We start from the raw sequence: 18882 nt of genomic DNA, 5'->3' as shown, positions 1-18882 counted from the left end.
GATGGCCTTGCCGGCAGTGTCCGCATGAGGATCTCCGCGGCTGTGGCGGGCGGCAGGCCGATGGGTGCCGGCGCCGGTAGGGGATGCATATTCCCAGTTCACGCTAGTGGTCGCTGGGCAAGCGCGACGGGCGCCGCGAGTGATCGCGGCGCCCGTCGGGGGGTCGGTCAGGGTCAGTGCCGGTCTGCCAGCCACTCCCGCAGACTGCGCGGGCGAAGGTCGGTCCAGACCTCGTCGACGTGGGCCAGGCAGCTCGCCCGGTCGCCCGTCACGCCGACGCCGCGCCAGCCGGCCGGCGGCTGCGTCTCGGCCGGCCAGACCGAATACTGCTCTTCGTCGTTGATTACCACCTGGTATTGACGGTCGTCGTCCGTAATGCTCACTTTGCACGTCCGTTCGATCGTACGGAATTCCGGGTACGGCGGATGGCTGATGCTACGGCAGCCGATTTTCCTACATCAATATCGGATGCTCGGCTTTCGGTCACAGCACAGATCGGGCAGAGAAATTGGTCTGTTTTCGCGGGCGTATGGCCGAAAGGCGGATCGCTTCCGGGTCGCAGGTGCGCCCGTACCCGCCGGTAGCGGTCGTGGTGATCGCCCGGGCCGTGCCCGCCCGGCCGGACACCACGCGCCTTGGCCGGGGGTGGTGGCGCAGACGGCTAGAGTCGAAGATCGGCCGGTCACCCCGGCTCGGGGTCCCGCGACGGCGGGCGACAGGTCACACAGGGAGTGATGGAGCGGATGAGCCAGAGCGCCGAGTCCGAAGCGACACCCGCCGGCGGGGCGCAGGCGAACCGGGCGGACACCACCCTCGTCGTCGTCACCGGCCTCTCCGGCGGCGGCCGCAGCACTGTTGCCAGGGCACTGGAGAACGTCGGCTTCTACGTGGTCGACAACCTGCCCCAGGCTCTCATGATCGAAATGGCGGAACTCGTCTTCGCCGCCGGCGGCGCCGCCCGGCGGGCGGCGATGGTCCTGGACGTACGGTCCCGGGCCTTCTCCACCGACCTGGCCGGCGCGATCCGGGCGCTCAAGGAGCGCGGATTCCAGCCCCAGGTGGTCTTCGTCGAAGCCGACGACGACGTGCTGATCCGGCGCTTCGAGAGCGTCCGCCGCTCCCATCCACTGCAGGGAGAGGGCCGCCTCGCCGACGGCATCGCCGTGGAGCGCGGACTGCTGGAGGAGGCCCGTGACCTGGCCGATGTGATCATCGATACCAGTCAGCTCAACGTCAACCAGCTGCGTCGCCGGGTCGAGGAGCTCTTCGGCGGCGAGGACGCCCGCCGGCTGCGGGTCACCGTGCTCTCCTTCGGGTTCAAGTACGGCCTGCCGCCGGACGCGGACTTCGTCCTCGACGCCCGGTTCCTGCCCAACCCGTACTGGGTGCCCGAACTGCGCGAGCACACCGGCCGGGAATCCGACGTCAGCCGCTACGTGCTGGGCCAGGACGGCGCGGAGGCGTTCGTGGAGACGTACGCCCAGCTCATCGGCGACACCAGCCCGGGCTTCGAACGGGAAGGCAAGCGCTACCTCACCGTCGCCGTCGGCTGCACCGGCGGCAAGCACCGCAGCGTGGCGATCGCCGAGGAGCTCGCATCCCGGCTGCGCGCCGCCCGGCTCGCCGCGAACGCCCAGCACCGCGACCTGGGGCGGGAATGAGCCGGATCAAGGTGGTGGCCTTCGGTGGCGGCCGCGGCCTGGCCGCCTCCCTGGGTGCGTTGCGGGGCTGCGCCGCCGAGCTGGATCTGGAGCTGACAGCTGTTGTCACCGTCGGTGACGACGGCGGCTCCAGCGGCCGGCTGCGGGCCCAGCGGGGTGGACTGCCCCCCGGGGACCTGCGCAAGGCTCTGGTGGCGCTCGCCGGGGACCGGCCACTGCACCGGCACAGCGCCCGTCTCTTCGAGCACCGCTTCGCCGCCGCCGGCGTCGGACCCGGTCCCGACGAGCTCGCCGGCCACGCCGTGGGCAATCTGCTGCTCTGCGGTCTGATGGAGCTCCTCGGCGACCCGGTGGCCGCGCTCGACCACGCCGCGTCGATGCTCAACGCCGTCGGGCGGGTGCTGCCGATGTCCCGGGAACCCGTCGGCATCGAGGCCCGGGTCCGGGGCGTCGACCCGCTCCGGCCCGACGAGGTCAGCATCGTGCGCGGCCAGCACCAGGTCGCGAGCACCCCCGGACATGTCGAGTCGGTGCGGCTGACCCCCGCGGCGCCCGCCCCCTGCGCCGAGGCCGTCACCGCGATCGGGGAGGCGGACTGGCTCGTCTTCGGGCCCGGCAGCTGGTACACCAGCGTCCTGCCGCATCTGCTGGTGCCGGGACTCGCCGCCGCGATCGTCACCAGCCCGGCCCGCCGGCTCGTGACGCTCAACCTCGCCACCGACCAGGAGACACTCGGCCTCTCCGTCGCCGACCACCTCGCCGCCCTGCGCTGGTACCTGCCGGAGCTGAAGGTGGACCTCGTGCTCGCGGATGGAAAAATGGTAGGAGATCCCACACCGGTGCAGGGTGCGGCAGAATCGCTGGGTGCCCGACTCCTGCTCGCCCAGATCGCCCGCGCCGACGGCTCCGCCCGGCACGATCCGGCAGCTCTGGGTGCGGCCCTGGTGCCTGTCCTGGGCGCCGATCGTTGAACACGTACGAAATGACCGGCGCAGTGCCGGCCCGGGTCCGGTGAGGGGACGCACATGGCGATGACGGCAGCGGTCAAGGACGAGCTGAGCCGGGTCGACGTGCCCAAGCCCTGCTGTCGCAGGGCGGAGATGGCCGCCCTGCTGCGCTTTTCCGGCGGGCTGCACATCGTCTCGGGCCGGGTGGTGGTCGAGGCGGAGCTCGACACCGGGGCGGCCGCACGGCGGCTGCGCCGGGAGATCGCCGACGTCTACGGCTACTCCAGCGAGATCCACGTGCTCGCCTCCGGCGGGCTGCGCAAGGGCAGCCACTACATCGTGCGGGTGGTCAAGGACGGCGAGTCACTGGCCCGCCAGACCGGGTTGCTCGACGTCCGGGGCCGCCCGGTGCGGGGACTGCCCCCGCACGTCGTGGCGGCCGGGGTCTGCTGCGCGGTCGCCGCCTGGCGGGGCGCGTTCCTGGCACACGGCTCGCTGACCGAGCCCGGCCGCTCCTCGGCGCTGGAGATCACCTGTCCCGGTCCGGAGGCCGCGCTGGCCCTGGTCGGCGCTGCCCGGCGGCTCGGGGTCACCGCCAAGAACCGCGAGGTACGCCAGGTCGACCGGGTGGTGGTCAAGGACGGTGACGCGATCGCGGCGCTGCTCACCCGGATAGGAGCACACTCCAGCGTGCTGACGTGGGAGGAGCGGCGGGTCCGCCGCGAGGTGCGGGCGACGGCCAACCGGCTCGCCAACTTCGACGACGCCAACCTGCGCCGCTCCGCCCGCGCGGCGGTCGCCGCGGCCGCCCGGGTGACCCGGGCCCTGGAGATCCTCGCCGACGACGCGCCGGCCCACCTGACCTCCGCGGGCGAACTGCGACTGGCGCACCGTCAGGCGTCCTTGGAGGAGTTGGGGGCGCTCGCCGACCCACCGCTGACGAAGGACGCCATCGCGGGACGGATCCGGCGGCTGCTGGCGCTGGCCGACAAGAAGGCCCGGGATCTCGGCATCCCGGATACCGAAGCTGCCGTCACGCCGGACATGCTCGTGGTCTGATAGGACCGTGGCCAAGATGCGAGCGGCACTCCGCCCCGAGTCTGCGCAGGAGGTTCCGCTCGGATAAGGTCGCAGCGTGCGGCAGCGGGGCCGGTTGTCCGGTTTTCGCCCGTCGCCGCCCACAGCCTCGGGCGGTCCGCAAACCGCGGCGAGGTGGCCGATGACCTATGTCGGCCGGCTTCACTCGTTCGGCGTACACCTGACAAGCCGACCGCGGGCTGATGCCGGCGGACCTGAATGCGAGGAGATGGGCTGTGACCATCCGGGTTGGTATCAACGGCTTCGGCCGGATCGGCCGCAACTTCTTCCGGGCCGTGCTCGCCTCCGGCGCCGATGTGGAAATCGTCGCCGTCAACGACCTCACCAGCAACGCCACGCTCGCCCACCTGCTCAAGTACGACAGCATTCTCGGCCGGCTCGGCGAGGATGTGAAGGCGAGTGAGGACGAGATCGTCGTAGGTGGCCGGACCATCAAGGCCTTCGCCGAGAAGGACCCGGCGCAGCTGCCCTGGGGCGACCTCGGTGTCGACGTGGTGATCGAGTCGACCGGCTTCTTCACCGACGCGACCAAGGCCCGGGCGCACATCGACGGCGGGGCCAAGAAGGTCATCATCTCGGCGCCGGCCAAGAACGAGGACGTCACCATCGTGATGGGCGTCAACGACGGTGACTACGACCCGGCGAAGGACACCATCATCTCCAACGCCTCCTGCACCACCAACTGCCTGGCGCCGATGGCGAAGGTCATCAACGACACCTTCGGCATCAACCGTGGTCTGATGACGACGATCCACGCGTACACCCAGGACCAGAACCTGCAGGACGGTCCGCACAAGGACCTGCGCCGGGCCCGTGCCGCCGCCCTGAACATCGTCCCGACCTCGACCGGCGCCGCCAAGGCGATCGGCCTGGTGCTGCCGGCGCTCAAGGGCAAGCTCGACGGTTACGCGCTGCGGGTGCCGATCCCGACCGGCTCGGCCACCGACCTCACCATGGAGCTGGGCCGGGACACCACCGCCGAGGAGCTCAACGCTGCGGTCAAGGCCGCTGCCGAGGGCCCGCTCAAGGGCATCCTCAGCTACACCGAGGACCCGATCGTCTCCAGCGACATCGTCACCGACCCGGCGTCCTGCATCTTCGACGCCAAGCTCACCAAGGTCCAGGGCAACCAGGCCAAGGTCGTCGGCTGGTACGACAACGAGTGGGGCTACTCCAACCGTCTCGTCGATCTCGTCAAGCTGGTCGGCTCGTCCAAGTGAGCGCACGCAAGTCTCTTGCGGTTGCGAACGGAGGAACAGTCCGGTGACTATCCGTACCCTCGATGACCTGCTCGCCGAGGGTGTGTCGGGTCGGCGCGTACTGGTGCGCGCCGACCTGAACGTGCCCCTCGACAAGCAGACCGGCGAGATCACCGACGACGGGCGCATCCGCGCCGTCCTGCCGACCCTGCAGGCTCTGCGGGACGCCGGCGCGGAGATCATCGTGATGTCGCACCTCGGCCGCCCCAAGGGCGAGCCGAACCCGAAGTACAGCCTTGCGCCGGTGGCCGGGCGGCTGGAGGCGCTGGCGGAGACGCCGGTGATCTTCGCGACCGACACCGTTGGCGAGTCGGCCCGCCAGGCGCTGGCCGGGCTGGAGCCGGGTCAGATCGTGCTGCTGGAGAACCTGCGGTTCAACGCCGCCGAGACCAGCAAGGACGATGCCGAACGCGGTGCCTTCGCCGACCAGCTCGCGGGCTTCGCCGAGGCCTACGTCGACGACGCCTTCGGCGCGGTGCACCGCAAGCACGCCAGCGTCTTCGACGTGCCGGCCCGGCTGCCGCACTTCGCCGGCAAGCTGGTGCTGCGCGAGGTCGAGGTCCTCTCGAAGCTGACCGGGTCGCCGCAGCGACCGTACGTGGTGGTCCTCGGCGGCTCGAAGGTCTCCGACAAGCTCGCCGTGATCGAGGCGCTGCTGCCCAAGGTGGACAGGCTCCTCATCGGCGGTGGCATGTGCTTCACCTTCCTCGCCGCCCAGGGGCACGAGGTCGGCAAGTCGCTGCTCGAGTCGGAGATGATCGACACCTGCCGTGACCTGCTGGCGCGGGCCGAGGGACGCATCGTGCTCCCGGTCGACGTGGTGGCCGCTACCGAGTTCTCCGCCGACGCCGATCACGTCACCGTGCCGGCCGACGAGATCCCGGCCGACCGGCTCGGGCTGGACGTCGGCCCCCGGACCGTCGCCGAGTTCGCGCAGATCATCGCCGGGGCGAAGACGGTCTTCTGGAACGGCCCGATGGGCGTGTTCGAGCTGGCCCCGTTCGCCGCGGGCACCCGCGGGGTGGCCGAGGCGATCAGCAAGGTCGACGGCGTCACGGTGGTCGGCGGGGGTGACTCCGCCGCGGCGGTGCGCGCTCTCGGCCTCGACGAGGCCGCGTTCGGCCACATCTCGACCGGCGGGGGAGCCTCGTTGGAGTACCTGGAGGGCAAGACCCTCCCCGGCATCGCTGCCCTGGAGAGCTGAAGACGATGGCAACCCCGGCTCGCCGGCCGCTGATGGCCGGCAACTGGAAGATGAACCTGAACCACCTGGAAGCCATCGCACTGGTGCAGAAGCTGGCGTTCAGCCTGAACAAGGAGCAGCTGACCGCGGTCGAGACCGTCGTGCTGCCGCCCTTTGTCGATCTGCGCAGCGTGCAGACGCTGATCGACGGTGAGAAGCTGCTGCTCGGTTACGGCGCGCAGGACCTCTCGCCGCACGTCGCCGGCGCCTACACCGGCGAGGTCTCCGGCGCGATGCTCGCCAAGCTCGGCTGCCAGTACGTGGTGGTGGGCCACTCGGAGCGACGGGCTTACCACCACGAGGACGACGCCCTGGTCAACGCCAAGGTCAAGGCGGCCCTGGCGAACGGCCTGACCCCGATCCTCTGCGTCGGGGAGGGGCTGGAGATCCGCGAGGAGGGCCGGCAGGTGCCGTACTGCACCGGTCAGCTCGACGCGGCGCTGCAGGGGCTCGACGCCGAGCAGGTCGCCAAGGTCGTGATCGCCTACGAACCGGTGTGGGCCATCGGCACCGGCAAGACCGCCACCCCGGAGAACGCCCAGGAGGTCTGCGGCGCGCTGCGCAACCGGCTCTCCGAGTCCTTCGGCGGGGACCTGGCACAGCGGGTGCGGATCCTCTACGGTGGCTCGGTGAAGGCGGCGAACATCGCCGCGATCATGGCGCAGCCGGACGTTGACGGCGGCCTCATCGGCGGTGCCAGCCTGGACGCGGACGAGTTCGCAGCGATCTGTCGCTTCCCGGAGCACATCAGTCGCTGACGGCTCGCTATTCTTGACGGGCCCGCCCGCCGGTCGGTGCCGCTCGCCCGCGCTCAACCGGGCGGGGATCGTAAGGAGAGGACTACCCCCACCATGCCGATCTGGTTGACGTACACGTTGGTCGCGTTGCTGATCATCACGAGCCTTGTGCTCACCATGCTGATCCTGCTGCACCGCGGCAAGGGCGGTGGGCTCTCCAGCATGTTCGGCGGTGGCGTGAGCTCCAGCCTCGCCGGCTCCTCGGTGGCGGAGAAGAACCTGGACCGTTACACCGTTCTGGTGGGAATCGTCTGGTTCGCCTGCATCGTCGGACTGGGGCTCTGGATGCGCCTCGCCATGAACAGCTGACCAACCCGCAACGCGTACGGCAGCGCCCGGCTCGGTAATCCGAGCCGGGCGCTTTCGTTCAGCCGGCCGTCAGGGCGCCGGAGAGCCGGTACGTGACCTCGGCGGGCCTCAGCGCAGGCTGCGCAGCCGCGGCTTGACCTCGGCGGCTGCGGCCCGGTCGAGCAGCCAGAGCGTGCGGGAGACCCCGTGCACCCCGGCGGCCGGCAGCTGGAACGGACCGGCGCCGGCCAGCGCCATCCCCACCGCCTGCGCCTTGGCGGCGCCGGCGGCGACCAGCCAGACCTCCTCGGCCGTATTGATCGCCGGCAGGGTGAGGGTGAGCCGCACCGGCGGGGGCTTGGGGCTGCCCCGTACCGCGCTGACCGGCCGCGTCTCGTAGCCGACCGGGTGCTCCGGGAAGACCGATGCCACATGCCCGTCCTCGCCGAGCCCCAGCAGCAGCACGTCCAGGTGGGGGAGCAGGGCAGTGCCGGGCCGGGCCGCGGTGGCCAGCGCCTCGGCGTACCAGGCCGCTGCCCGCTCCGGGTCGTTGCCGGCCACCCCGTCGGAGGACGGCATCGGATGCACCCGGCGCGGGTCCAGCGGCAGGTGGTCCAGGAGCGCCGCCCGGGCCTGGGTCTCGTTGCGTTCCGGGTCCCCGGCCGGCAGGAAGCGCTCGTCGCCCCACCAGACGTCTACCCGTGACCAGTCCACCGCGTCGGCGGCGGGCAGTCGTCGCACCGCCTGGTAGACCGCGATGGCGATCCGGCCGCCGGTCAGCACGACCGAGGCCTGCCCTCGGTCGGCCTGGGCGTCCAGCAGCCGCACGATCAGCCGGGCGGCGACCGCCTCGGCCAGGAGATCAGGGTCGGCGTGGACGGCGACGCTCGCCTCACTCACGGTTGGTGCCTTTCGTTCACGCCCGCACGACTCACGCGTGGGTGCTCGTTCCGCTGTGCGCGCTGATTCCGGCCTCCGCGCGTTCGGCCGTGGCCGGGTCCTTCCAGACATGCACCCGTCGACCGGTGCGTGCCGCCAGGCCGGAGTACCCGGTCGCCGCCCCAAGCGCCTCGGCGTAGATCTCGTCGGAGTCGAGCCGCCGTAGCTCCTCGGCCAGCTCGTCACCGAGCGGCCGGCGGGTCAGCGGCATCGTCCGCTCGTCCTGGCCGCTGCGGCGGAACTGGGCGGTCCCGTCGTCCCGGACGATGCTCAGCTCGTCGCCGTTGGCGCAGCGCAGCGCCACCGAGCGCATCCGCGGCCACTGGTCGGTCGGGGAGAGCGTCGGCGCGATGCCGAGCCGGGAGGCGAGCCACCCGCTCATCAGCGCCGCGGTCGGGTCCTTGGCCGGGGCGACGACCGTCGCGTCGGTGACCGCCGCGACGGTGCTGTCGAACGCGCCGGCGACCAGGGTGCGCCAGGGGGTGATCCGGGTCCAGGCCAGGTCGGTGTCGCCGGGCACGTAGTCCTGGGCCCGCAGCCGCAGGGCGGCGATCGGGTCCGGCGCCTGTGCGGTGTCGGTGATCCGGCGATCGGCCACCACCCCGAGAAAATCGGTGGCGATCTCCGCCGGGGGTTCGCCGTGCCACCAGGCCACCACCGGCACGTCCGGCACCAGCAGTGGCATCACCACCGACTCCGCGTGCAGTGCCAGCCGGCCGTACATCCGCAGCACCACGGCCTCGCAGGGGCCGAGCCGGCCGCCGACGACGATCTCGGCGTCCAGCCGGCTGCGGTCGCGTTCGAACTCCGACCGGACCACCACCAGCAGCCGGCAGGGGTGGGTGGCGGCCGCTATGGTCGCCGCGGCCTCCGCCTCCCGGACCCGCCGCTCGTCGACCACGACGATCAGGGTGAGCGCCATGCCGCTGGCCACGCCGCCGGCGCTGCGCCGCTCCGCGGCGAGCGCCTTGACCACCTCGTTGCCGGTGGTGTCCCACAAGCCGATCATGTGTTCCTCCCCGTCGCTGCGCTCACGCCCGCCGCCAGGCCCGGCCGTCGCGCGTGAGCAGCTCGTCGGCGGCGCGCGGCCCCCACTCACCGGCCCGGTACGGCTCGGGCGCCGTGCCGGCCCAGGCCTGCTCCAGCGGGTCGATCACCCGCCAGCTCTGCTCGACCTCGGCGGCGTCCGGGAAGAGCGTCCGGTCGCCGATGAGCACGTCCAGCACCAGCCGCTCGTACGCCTCGGGGCTGGACTCGGTGAAGGCCTCGCCGTACTGGAAGTCCATCGCGATGTCGCGCACCTCCATGGTGGTGCCGGGGACCTTGGAACCGAACTTGATCACCACGCCCTCGTCGGGCTGGACCCGGATGACGAGCTGGTTGTTGCCGAGCATTTCCATGTCGGCGGCGCGGAACGGCAGGTGCGGCGCCTTCTTGAACATGATGGCGACCTCGGTGACCCGCCGCGGCAGCCGCTTGCCGGCGCGAATGTAGAAGGGCACCGAGGCCCAGCGCCGGTTCTGGATGCCCAGCTTCATCGCCACGTACGTCTCGGTGGTGGAGTCCGCCGGCACACCGGCCTCTTCCAGGTAGCCGACCGCCCGTTCGCCGGCCACCCACCCCGGCAGGTACTGCCCGCGTACGGTGTCGGCCTGCACGTCGGTCGGGAGCGTGATCGCCTTGAGCACCTTGAGCTTTTCGGCCCGGATCTCGTCGGCGTCGAAGCTGGTGGGCTCCTCCATCGCGACCAGGGCCAGGAGCTGGAGCAGGTGGTTCTGCACCACGTCCCGGGCGGCGCCGGCCGCGTCGTAGAAGGCGGCACGGGAGCCGATGCCCACGTCCTCGGCCATGGTGATCTGTACCGAGTCGACGTACTTGGTGTTCCAGAGCGGCTCGAACAGGTTGTTGGCGAAGCGCAGGGCGAGAATGTTCTGGACCGTCTCCTTGCCCAGGTAGTGGTCGATCCGGAAGACGTCGTTGCCGGTGAAGACGTCGTCGACGAGGTCGTTGAGCGCCTTGGCCGACGGCAGGTCGTGACCGAAGGGCTTCTCCACGACGACCCGTCGCCAGCCGTGGGACTTGGCGTTGTCCGCCATGCCCGTGCGGGCGAGTTGCTTGAGCACCACCGGGAACGCCGCCGGCGGGATGGAGAAGTAGAAGGCGGCGTTGCCCGGGATGCCGTGGGTGTCGCGCAGATGGTCCAGCGTCTCGGCGAGGTGGTCGAAGGCCTCGTCGTCGTCGAAGGAGCCGCCGACGAACTTGATGTTGCCGGCCAGCCGCGCCCAGACCTCCTCCCGCCAGGGGGTCCGGGCGTGCTTGCGGGCGGCGTTGTAGGCCAGCGACTCGAAGTCGCCGTCACCCCAGTCCCGGCGGGCGAACCCGAGCACGACGAAGCCGGGCGGCAGCAGACCGCGGTTGGCCAGGTCGTAGACCGCGGGCAGCAGCTTCTTGCGGGCCAGGTCGCCGGTCACCCCGAAGATCACGAGAGCGCAGGGCTCCGGGATCCGGGGCAGCCGCCGGTCCTGGGGGTCGCGCAGGGGGTTCACACCGGTTCTCCTAGTCGACGTCGTTCGGGCGGGGGATCAGCGTCCGGAGAGCAAGGCTTCGACCGCCTCCCGCAGCTGGGCCAGGCCGGCGGCGCGATCGGTCAGGTGCAGTCGGACCAGCGGGCGGTCCCGCTCGGTCAGCGCCTGCCGGTCACCGGCGGCCTGGGCAGCCTGCAGCTCGCCGAAACTGTACGACTGCCCCGGCACGGGCAGATCCGCGGCCGGTGTCCCGGTGATCTGGAGGAAGGACCCGTTGGCCGGACCGCCCTTGTGGTACTGCCCGGTGGAGTGCAGGAAGCGCGGGCCCCAGCCGAAGGTCACCGGCCGGGAGGTCGCGGCGGCGAGCAGCGGACGCAGTCCGGCCGCGTCGGCGTCGCCGAACCGGTCGAGGTAGGCCATCACCGCCAGATAGCCCCGCGGAGCGGCCGAGTCCAGCAGCAGACGCAGCACCTCCGTCAGTTCCTGCGGCGCGTCTGCCGGGGCGTACACCTGCACGGCGCCGTCGGTGAAGCTCGGTGTCTCGGCCGCCACCCCCGAGGCGAGCAGCCGCCTGGTGTTCTCCTTCGATTCGGTGACGTTCGGCTGGTCGAAGGGGTCGATGCCGAGCACCACCCCGGCCACCGCGGTGGCGTACTCCCAGGCGAGGAACTGGGCGCCGAGCGGGCCGTTGACGGCGATGTCGGGGGAGATCCCGCCGCCCGGCACCGCGCCGGGGCCCAGCGCGCCGCCGTAGGTGACGGTGAGCACGTCCTCCCCGGTGGCGCCCGGCGCGCCCGGCGACTCCACCACGACCGGCAGGATGCCGCGTCCGTGTTTGCCGGTGGACTCGGCCACGAGCTGCTCGGCCCAGTCGCCGAAGCCTTCGATGCCGGTGCCGTCGGAGATCAGCGCCAGCTTGTCGCGGCCGCCGGCGGCGGCCGAGCCGAGAGCGGCGCCGAGGGCGAGGGCCGGGTTGCCGGTGTCGCGGGCGAGGCTGTCGGAGAGCGCCTCGGCCTGGTCGAGCAGTTCCGCGACGTCGACCCCGGCCAGCGCGGTCGGCACCAGGCCGAAGGCGGTCAGCGCCGAGAAGCGGCCGCCGACCTCGGGGTCGGCGAGGATGAGGTGAGCGCCCATCTCGGCGGCGGTCTCGCTCATCGCCGACCCGGGATCGGTGACGATCACGAATCGACTGCCGGCTTCGGCCGGGCTCAGCCCGGCGTCCAGGAACGCCTGCAGCGCGGCCCGCCGGTGGCTCTCGGTCTCCACCGTCGAACCGGACTTGCTCGCCACCACCACGACGGTGCGTTCCAGCCGGTCGCCCAGTGCGGCGCGTACCTGCTGCGGATCGGTGGTGTCCAGCACGGTGAGCGGGCGGCCCAGGGTCCGGGCGATCACCTCGGGGGCGAGCGAGGAGCCGCCCATCCCGGCGAGCACCACGTGGTCCAGCCCGGTCAGCTCCTGGCGCAGCTGCGCCAGGCGGGGGAGCAGTTCGCGGCTGCGCCGGAAGGTGTCGACCCAGCCGAGCCGGATCCGGGCCTCGCCCTCGGCCTGCGGACCCCAGAGCGTCGGGTCCCGGTCGGCCAGCCGACGCGCCACCCGGTCGGAGATCAGTTTCGGCAGGGCGGGGGCGGCGGCGCTCTCGTCGACCGCCACCGCCCCGTGCACAGTCAGTCCGCCGGCGGTCTGCACCGGCCTGTCGAGCAGTTCACTCACGCGTTACCTCCAGCTTGCTGGGCGGCTCGGGCGTTCTGCTCGGCGGCTCGGTTGGGCCGGTCCACCCCCTCGGCGGCGGCATCCAGCGACTTGCGGACCCCGTCGAGGAGTTCGGTCCAACTCGCCTCGAACTTCTCCACGCCCTCCCGCTCAAGCGTGGCGATCACGTCATCGAAGTCAATCCCGACGCGGTCGAGGTCGGCGAAAACCTGCCGGGCCGCGTCGTAGGACCCGGTGATCGTGTCGCCGCGGGTCTCGCCGTGCTCGGCGTAAGCGTGGATCACCGGCTCCGGCATGGTGTTGACCGTGCCGGGTGCGATGAGCTCCTCAACGTAGATGACGTCGCGGTAGTCCGGGTTCTTGGTGGAGGTGGAGGCCCAGAGCGGCCGCTGCGGATGTGCGCCCGCGTCGGCCAGCGCCTGCCACCGCGGCGAGGAGAAGACCTCGGCGTACCGCTCGTACGCCAGCTGGGCGTTCGCCACCGCGGCCTTGCCGCGCAGCTGGAGCGCCGCCGGGGAGCCGATCGCGTCCAGCCGCTTGTCGACCTCGCTGTCGACGCGGGAGACGAAGAACGAGGCGACCGAGGCGATCTTCGTCAGGTCGTGACCGTTCGCCTTGGCCTGCTCGAGACCGGCGAGGAACGCCTCCATCACCGCCGAGTAGCGGTCCAGGCCGAAGATCAGGGTCACGTTGACGCTGATCCCCTCGGCGAGGGTGGCGGTGATGGCGCCGAGCCCCGCCTCGGTCGCGGGGATCTTGATGAAGAGGTTCGGCCGGTCCACCAGCCACCAGAGCGCCTTCGCCTCGGCGACGGTCCGGTCGGTGTCGTGCGCCAGCCGCGGGTCCACCTCGATGGAGACCCGGCCGTCGACGCCGGCGCTGGCGTCGTAGGCCGGGCGCATCACGTCGCAGGCCCAGCGCACGTCGTACGTCGTCAGCAGACGGACACTCTCCTCCACGCCGACACCGCGCAGCGCGAGGTCACGCAGCTGCCAGTTGTACTCGTCGGCGTCGCTGAGCGCCTTGGCGAAGATGGTGGGGTTGGTGGTCACCCCGACCATGTGCTTCTCCCGCCGCAGCTGGTCCAGGCCCCCGGAGGTGATCCTGGTCCGTGAGAGATCATCGAGCCAGATCGCGACACCCGCCGCGCTGAGCTCCTGCAACCTGTCCGTCATGCCGACCACGCTCCTCTTAGTTTCCGGTGGTGAAACCGGTGATCTCCCCGGCCCGGGCCAGCGTGGCGTGGGCCGCCGCGACGATCCGGTCGGGGGTGAACCCGAACTGCTCGAAGAGCACGGTGTGCGGGGCGCTCGCGCCGTAGTGCTCCAGGCTGACGCTCTCGCCGCAGTCGCCGACCAGGTCGCGCCACGACATGCCGATGCCCGCCTCCACGCTCACCCGTGCCTTTACCCCGCGCGGGAGCACCGACTCCCGGTACGCCTCGTCCTGTGCCCGGAACCACTCCTGGCAGGGCATCGAGACCACCCGGGTGGTCGTGCCCTCGGCCTCCAGCCGTTCCCGGGCGGTCAGCGCGAGCTGCACCTCGGACCCGGTGGCGATCAGGATGACCTGCGGTGCGGCGTCGGAGGCGTCGGCCAGGACGTAGCCGCCCTTGGCCACACCCTCGGCGCCGGCCAGGGTGGTGCGGTCCAGCACCGGCAGCGCCTGACGGCTGAGCGCCATCGCGGTCGGCCGGTCGGTGTGCAGCAGCGCCTGCCGCCACGCCCAGACGGTCTCGTTGGCGTCGGCCGGGCGTACCACGTCCAGGCCGGGGATCGCCCGCAGCGAGGTGAGGTGCTCCACCGGCTGGTGGGTGGGGCCGTCCTCGCCCAGACCGATCGAGTCGTGGGTCCAGACGTAGACCACCGGCAGCTTCATCAGCGCGGCCAGCCGCACCGAGGGACGCATGTAGTCGCTGAAGACCAGGAAGGTGCCGCCGTACGGGCGGGTGCCGCCGTGCAGCGCGATGCCGTTCAGGATCGCGCCCATGGCGTGCTCGCGGATGCCGAAGTGCAGGGTGCGGCCGTACTCGTGGCCGGGGAAGGACTTGGTGGCGTACTCGCTCGGGATGAACGAGGGCTCGCCCTTCATCGTGGTGTTGTTGCTCTCCGCGAGGTCGGCGGAGCCGCCCCAGAGCTCGGGCAGGACCGGGGCGAGCGCCTCGAGGACCTTGCCGCTGGCGGCGCGGGTGGCGATGCCCTTGGGGTCGGCGTCCCACTGCGGCAGTGCCTCGGTCCAGCCGTCGGGCAGCGTGCGGGTGCGGAGCCGGTCCAGCAGCGCCTTGCGCTCCGGATTGGCGGTGGCCCACTCGTCGAAGGAGGCGGTCCAGCGCTCCTGGTCCGCGCGACCGCGCTGCAGCACCTCGCGCGTGTGCGCGAGCACCTCGTCGGCGACGGCGAAGTCCTGGGCCGGGTCGAAGCCGAGCAGCTTCTTGGTCGCGGCGACCTCGTCGGCGCCGAGCGCCGAACCGTGGATCTTGCCGGTGTTCTGTTTGTTCGGCGCCGGCCAGCCGATGATCGTGCGCAGCGCGATGAAGGAGGGACGGTCGGTCTCGGCACGGGCGGCGACCAGCGCCTCGTAGAGCGCCTCGACGTCCTCGTGGTAGTCGCCGCTCTCGGCGTGGCCGGCACGCCAGTCGACGGTCTGCACATGCCAGCCGTACGCGGTGTATCGGGCCGCGACGTCCTCGCTCTGCGCGATGCGGGTGTCGTCCTCGATCGAGATCTCGTTGTCGTCGTAGATGACGCAGAGGTTGCCGAGCTTCTGGTGTCCGGCCAGCGAGCTCGCCTCGTGGGTGATGCCCTCTTCGATGTCGCCGTCGGAGGCGATGCACCAGACGTTGTGGTCGAAGACCGAGGCGCCGGCGTCGGCGTCCGGGTCGAGCAGGCCGCGCTCGCGGCGGGCGGCCATCGCCATGCCCACCGCGTTGCCCAGTCCCTGGCCGAGCGGCCCGGTGGTGGTCTCCACACCGGGGGTGTGGCCGTGCTCGGGGTGGCCGGGCGTGAGGGAGCCCCACTGCCGCAGCGACTTGAGGTCGGCCAGGCTCAGCGGGTACCCGGCGAGGAAGAGCTGGATGTAAAGCGTCAGGCTCGAGTGGCCCGCCGAGAGCACGAACCGGTCCCGGGCCACCCAGTCCGGGTCGGCGGGGTTGTGGCGCATCACCCGGTTGAAGAGCAGGTACGCCGCGGGCGCCAGGCTCATCGCCGTGCCGGGGTGTCCGTTGCCGGACTTCTCCACGGCGTCCATAGCCAGCACGCGGATGGTGTCGACGGCCCGACGGTCGAGGTCGGACCAGTTCAGTGTGTCTTGCTCGGGACGGTTGGCAGCCACGATCGTTGATGCTCCTTGACAGCTGGGCGGAAACCCTCGCGTTGACCCTATCGACCGTTCCGGCGCGCCCGCTTGGGGATCTCCCCATGTGGGTGGGGTGCGGCCGGACCGCGCCGCCGGTACCGGTCCGGGCGGACGGATGTGACCGTCTGCACCCTTGACGGGTCGCCCGGGCAGCGGGAATGGCGGCGCGTAGGCTGTCGTTCGGTGCGCCGACCGGCAGGTCGCCGCCGACTCAGACCGCCGCGCCGATGCCGGAAGGTGCAATTCGTGACCATGATCACCGACCGCTCCGCCACTCCGCCCGCTGGGTCCGCCGCGGCGGACGTGGCCGGTGACGGGCGTGCTCGGCGGGATGTGCGGGCGATGGTCGCGGCGTATGTCTCCCTCACCAAGCCGCGGATCGTCGAGCTGCTGCTGGTCACCACCGTGCCGGCGATGATGCTGGCCGCCGGCGGGATGCCGTCGCTCTGGCTGGTCGCCGCCGTGCTGGTCGGCGGGTCACTCGCGGCCGGTGCCGCGAGCGTCATCAACTGCTACATCGACCGCGACATCGACCAGTTGATGCGCCGGACCAAACGCCGCCCGCTCCCCACCCACGTGGTCGCCCCCCGTAACGCTCTGATCTTCGGGCTGGTGCTGGCGGCGATCTCGGTCGTGCTGATGGCGGTGGCCACCAACTGGCTGGCGACGGGGCTGACGCTGGCGGCGATCCTCTACTACGACCTCGTCTACACCCTCTGGCTCAAGCGCACGACGGTGCTCAACACCTTCTGGGGTGGCATCTGCGGGGCCGCGCCGGTGCTGATCGGCTGGGCGGCGGTCACCAACTCGCTGCCGCCGGTGGCCTGGGGCCTGTTCGCGGTGGTCTTCTTCTGGCAGCTGCCGCACTTCTACGCACTGGCGATCAAGTACCGGGCGGACTACGCCCGGGCGGGGATCCCGATGCTGCCGGTGCACGCCTCGACCCGGCGGGTCAACGCCGAGATCGTGGGCTTCACCTGGCTGACCGTGCTCACTTCGCTGGCGGTCTGGCCGCTGGGGATGAGCCTGATCTACGGCGTACCGGCCGTGGTGGTGGGGGCCATCTTCCTGGTGGAGGCCCACAAGCTCGCCCGGCGCAACGCGCGGGGCGACGCGGTGAAGCCGATGCGGCTGTTCCACTGGTCGACGACGTACCTGACGATCCTCTTCGCCGCCGTGGCGTTGGACGCGCTGATCTGACCGCGGCCGGAAGCGCCGCGGGCTTCCGGTGGTTTGGTGGCTTTTGGTCGGACTTGCGCAATTAGTCCGTTGTTTCGGTATTTGCGCAGGTGGCGCCAGTCTATTGCTTTCTGCCAGCGGATGGCCGCGCTTCAAATCCCGACAAACCGGACTAATGACGCAAAACGGTACGCCGTTTTGTCAAACACTCAGGTAACAGTTATCACAAAAGCTCGATCGTGTTGCCACGCGCCACGCCGCCCTTGCCTAGAGTCCGAGGTATGGCAGATGGTTCCGATACGACGTTGACGGCTGAGAAGGCTGTCCCGACGCAGGGCGCAGGCAGCCTGGTGGCCGGCATCAAGTCGTTCGCCGCCGGACACGGCGGCGCCAAGGCGGTCATCGAGTATGTCGGCAAGCGGGGTGCCCGCATCGTCCTCGTGGGGGAGGACGGTGAGTGGGCCGACCAGTTCGCCGCGGGCACGGATATCGCCCGCAAGGCGTGCGCGGAGGCGGGTGTCACCGTGGAGAACGCCTGGGAGCGTGAGCTCATGGACCAGATGCGTCCGAGCAACGACCTCTGGCGCTCCATGGCACGACGCACGCTGGCCCGCTGACCCTCGAAACGTCAGGCAGACAGACTTTCCACCTATCCACCCACTACGACGAAGCGGCCCGGGGATCCCCTCCCCGGGCCGCTCACTTGTCGTGTCTCATCCCGGCTGCTCGCCGCTCTCACCGGCGGGCGGCGCTTCCCGCTCGCTGCCAGGCCCGCGTCCGAGCCCGCCGTGCGCCCGCCTGATCAGCGCCGGACGTCCCCGGCTCAGCGTGTGGCGACCGCGGCCAGCGGCTGCGGCCTCGCCGGCTGGGCGGCGCCGGCCTCCGTGCCGGCCTCGCGCTGCCGGGTGGACCACTGCACCGCCAGGGTGGCGGTCCAGAACACGCAGGAGCCGAGCATGTGCAGGCCGACCAGCACCTCGGGCAGGCCGGTGAAGTACTGCACGAAGCCGATGACGCCCTGGCCGACCGCGACGGCGAGGAGCACCAGCGTCGCGCGGGCCGGGGCGGTGGCGCCGACGGCCCGGAAGGCGAACCAGAGCGCGATCGACAGGCCGAGCATCAGGAAGACCAGGTCGACGTGGGCCTGGGAGATCGATTCCGGGTCCAGGCCGTTGCGGGCGGCGCCGTGGTCACCGGCGTGCGGGCCGCTGCCGGTGACCCAGGTGCCGATCACCACGACGGCGAAGCCGACGGCGGTGGTGAGGGCGGTCAGGGTCCGCAGCGGGGCGGGGACCGTGGCGACCTTGCGGCCGTCCGGCTCGTCCACCCGGCGCCAGAGCGCGTAGGCGGCGGCGATCACCCCGATCGAGGCCAGGAAGTGCAGGCCCACCACCCACGGGTTCAGGTCGGTCAGCACGGTGATGCCGCCGATGACCGCCTGCGCGGGAATGCCGAGGAATACCAGCGCGGCCAGCCGGATCAGGCTGCGCCGGCGTGGGCTCTGCAGCAGCGCCGAGATCAGGGCGGCCAGGGCCAGGAAACCGACGACGAAGGTGAGCAGGCGGTTGCCGAACTCGATCGTGCCGTTGATGCCCATCTCGGGGGTGTTGACGTACGAGTCGTCGGTGCACCGGGGCCAGGTCGGGCAGCCGAGCCCGGAGGCGGTCAGCCGCACCGCGCCGCCGGTGACGACGATGCCGATGTTGGCGACCAGCGAGGCCAGGGAGATGCGGCGCAGGACGATCGGCGATCCCAGCCAGTTGTTGGCCGCCGAGAGGACAGAGGTACTGGTAGGAGCGTCGGGTCTGCTCACCGCCTCATCGTACGCAGAGATATGATCTTCACCGGCGCGGATCGGACATGCGGTGGCAGGTATCAC

17 protein-coding genes are annotated in these 18882 nt (G+C 71.2%); 9 read left to right on the top strand and 8 right to left on the bottom strand.

Features of this window, described 5'->3' with window-relative positions; genetic code table 11:
* Positions 1-173 precede the first annotated feature (173 nt).
* Positions 174-383, bottom strand: a complete 210-nt coding sequence (locus ACK8GG_RS07585; protein WP_440348993.1) for an MbtH family protein — start codon at positions 381-383, stop codon at positions 174-176.
* 360 nt (positions 384-743) lie between these two features.
* Between ACK8GG_RS07585 and rapZ the strand changes: the two genes are divergently transcribed.
* From rapZ to secG, 7 genes are all read left to right on the top strand, one after another.
* Positions 744-1661, top strand: coding sequence for an RNase adapter RapZ (gene rapZ, locus ACK8GG_RS07580; protein WP_440348992.1), 918 nt, complete (start codon positions 744-746; stop codon positions 1659-1661).
* Positions 1658-2632: a gluconeogenesis factor YvcK family protein gene (locus ACK8GG_RS07575; RefSeq protein ID WP_440348991.1), complete on the top strand. Its 975-nt coding sequence runs from the start codon at positions 1658-1660 to the stop codon at positions 2630-2632. Before rapZ ends, ACK8GG_RS07575 begins: the two co-directional genes overlap by 4 nt.
* Positions 2633-2686: 54 nt before the next feature.
* Entirely contained in the window at positions 2687-3667 is a 981-nt protein-coding gene (whiA, locus tag ACK8GG_RS07570; protein WP_440348990.1) for a DNA-binding protein WhiA, read from the top strand.
* 254 nt (positions 3668-3921) lie between these two features.
* The gene (gap, locus tag ACK8GG_RS07565; RefSeq protein ID WP_440348989.1) at positions 3922-4926 is read left to right on the top strand and encodes a type I glyceraldehyde-3-phosphate dehydrogenase; all 1005 of its coding nucleotides are present in this window, start codon (positions 3922-3924) and stop codon (positions 4924-4926) included.
* A gap of 43 nt (positions 4927-4969) precedes the next feature.
* A complete protein-coding gene (locus ACK8GG_RS07560) occupies positions 4970-6169 on the top strand; it encodes a phosphoglycerate kinase (RefSeq protein WP_440348988.1) in 1200 nt (399 codons plus the stop codon).
* Positions 6170-6174: 5 nt separating this feature from the next.
* Complete coding sequence (gene tpiA, locus ACK8GG_RS07555; RefSeq protein WP_440348987.1) at positions 6175-6966, top strand: triose-phosphate isomerase; 792 nt, start codon at positions 6175-6177, stop codon at positions 6964-6966.
* Between the two features lie 93 nt (positions 6967-7059).
* Positions 7060-7314: a preprotein translocase subunit SecG gene (secG, locus tag ACK8GG_RS07550; RefSeq protein ID WP_440348986.1), complete on the top strand. Its 255-nt coding sequence runs from the start codon at positions 7060-7062 to the stop codon at positions 7312-7314.
* 108 nt (positions 7315-7422) lie between these two features.
* Here secG and pgl read toward each other — a convergent pair whose 3' ends face one another.
* Genes pgl through tkt form a run of 6 tightly spaced genes read right to left on the bottom strand, consistent with a single transcriptional unit; the run spans position 7423 to position 15800 of the window.
* Complete coding sequence (gene pgl, locus ACK8GG_RS07545; protein WP_440348985.1) at positions 7423-8193, bottom strand: 6-phosphogluconolactonase; 771 nt, start codon at positions 8191-8193, stop codon at positions 7423-7425.
* A 31-nt stretch (positions 8194-8224) separates the two neighbouring features.
* Positions 8225-9241, bottom strand: a complete 1017-nt coding sequence (locus tag ACK8GG_RS07540) for a glucose-6-phosphate dehydrogenase assembly protein OpcA (RefSeq protein ID WP_440348984.1) — start codon at positions 9239-9241, stop codon at positions 8225-8227.
* A 22-nt stretch (positions 9242-9263) separates the two neighbouring features.
* The gene (zwf, locus tag ACK8GG_RS07535; RefSeq protein ID WP_440348983.1) at positions 9264-10778 is read right to left on the bottom strand and encodes a glucose-6-phosphate dehydrogenase; all 1515 of its coding nucleotides are present in this window, start codon (positions 10776-10778) and stop codon (positions 9264-9266) included.
* Positions 10779-10814: 36 nt separating this feature from the next.
* On the bottom strand, positions 10815-12470 hold the full coding sequence (locus ACK8GG_RS07530) for a phosphoglucose isomerase-related protein (RefSeq protein ID WP_440355916.1): 1656 nt from the start codon (positions 12468-12470) through the stop codon (positions 10815-10817).
* A complete protein-coding gene (gene tal / locus ACK8GG_RS07525) occupies positions 12467-13645 on the bottom strand; it encodes a transaldolase (RefSeq protein WP_440355915.1) in 1179 nt (392 codons plus the stop codon). The genes ACK8GG_RS07530 and tal overlap by 4 nt, the downstream gene beginning before the upstream one ends.
* A 16-nt stretch (positions 13646-13661) precedes the next feature.
* A complete protein-coding gene (gene tkt, locus ACK8GG_RS07520; protein ID WP_440348980.1) occupies positions 13662-15800 on the bottom strand; it encodes a transketolase in 2139 nt (712 codons plus the stop codon).
* 270 nt (positions 15801-16070) lie between these two features.
* Between tkt and ACK8GG_RS07515 the strand changes: the two genes are divergently transcribed.
* Complete coding sequence (locus ACK8GG_RS07515) at positions 16071-17024, top strand: heme o synthase (protein WP_440348979.1); 954 nt, start codon at positions 16071-16073, stop codon at positions 17022-17024.
* A 260-nt stretch (positions 17025-17284) separates the two neighbouring features.
* Positions 17285-17620, top strand: a complete 336-nt coding sequence (locus ACK8GG_RS07510) for a hypothetical protein (protein WP_440348978.1) — start codon at positions 17285-17287, stop codon at positions 17618-17620.
* 206 nt (positions 17621-17826) lie between these two features.
* Here ACK8GG_RS07510 and ACK8GG_RS07505 read toward each other — a convergent pair whose 3' ends face one another.
* A complete protein-coding gene (locus ACK8GG_RS07505; RefSeq protein WP_440356083.1) occupies positions 17827-18759 on the bottom strand; it encodes a COX15/CtaA family protein in 933 nt (310 codons plus the stop codon).
* Between the last annotated feature and the right edge of the window lie 123 nt (positions 18760-18882).

The organism is Melissospora conviva (genome assembly GCF_049523535.1).
Taxonomy (GTDB): domain Bacteria; phylum Actinomycetota; class Actinomycetes; order Mycobacteriales; family Micromonosporaceae; genus Melissospora; species Melissospora conviva.
The sequence above is the reverse complement of the archived record's forward strand: the minus strand, read 5'-3'. Positions and strand labels throughout refer to the sequence as shown.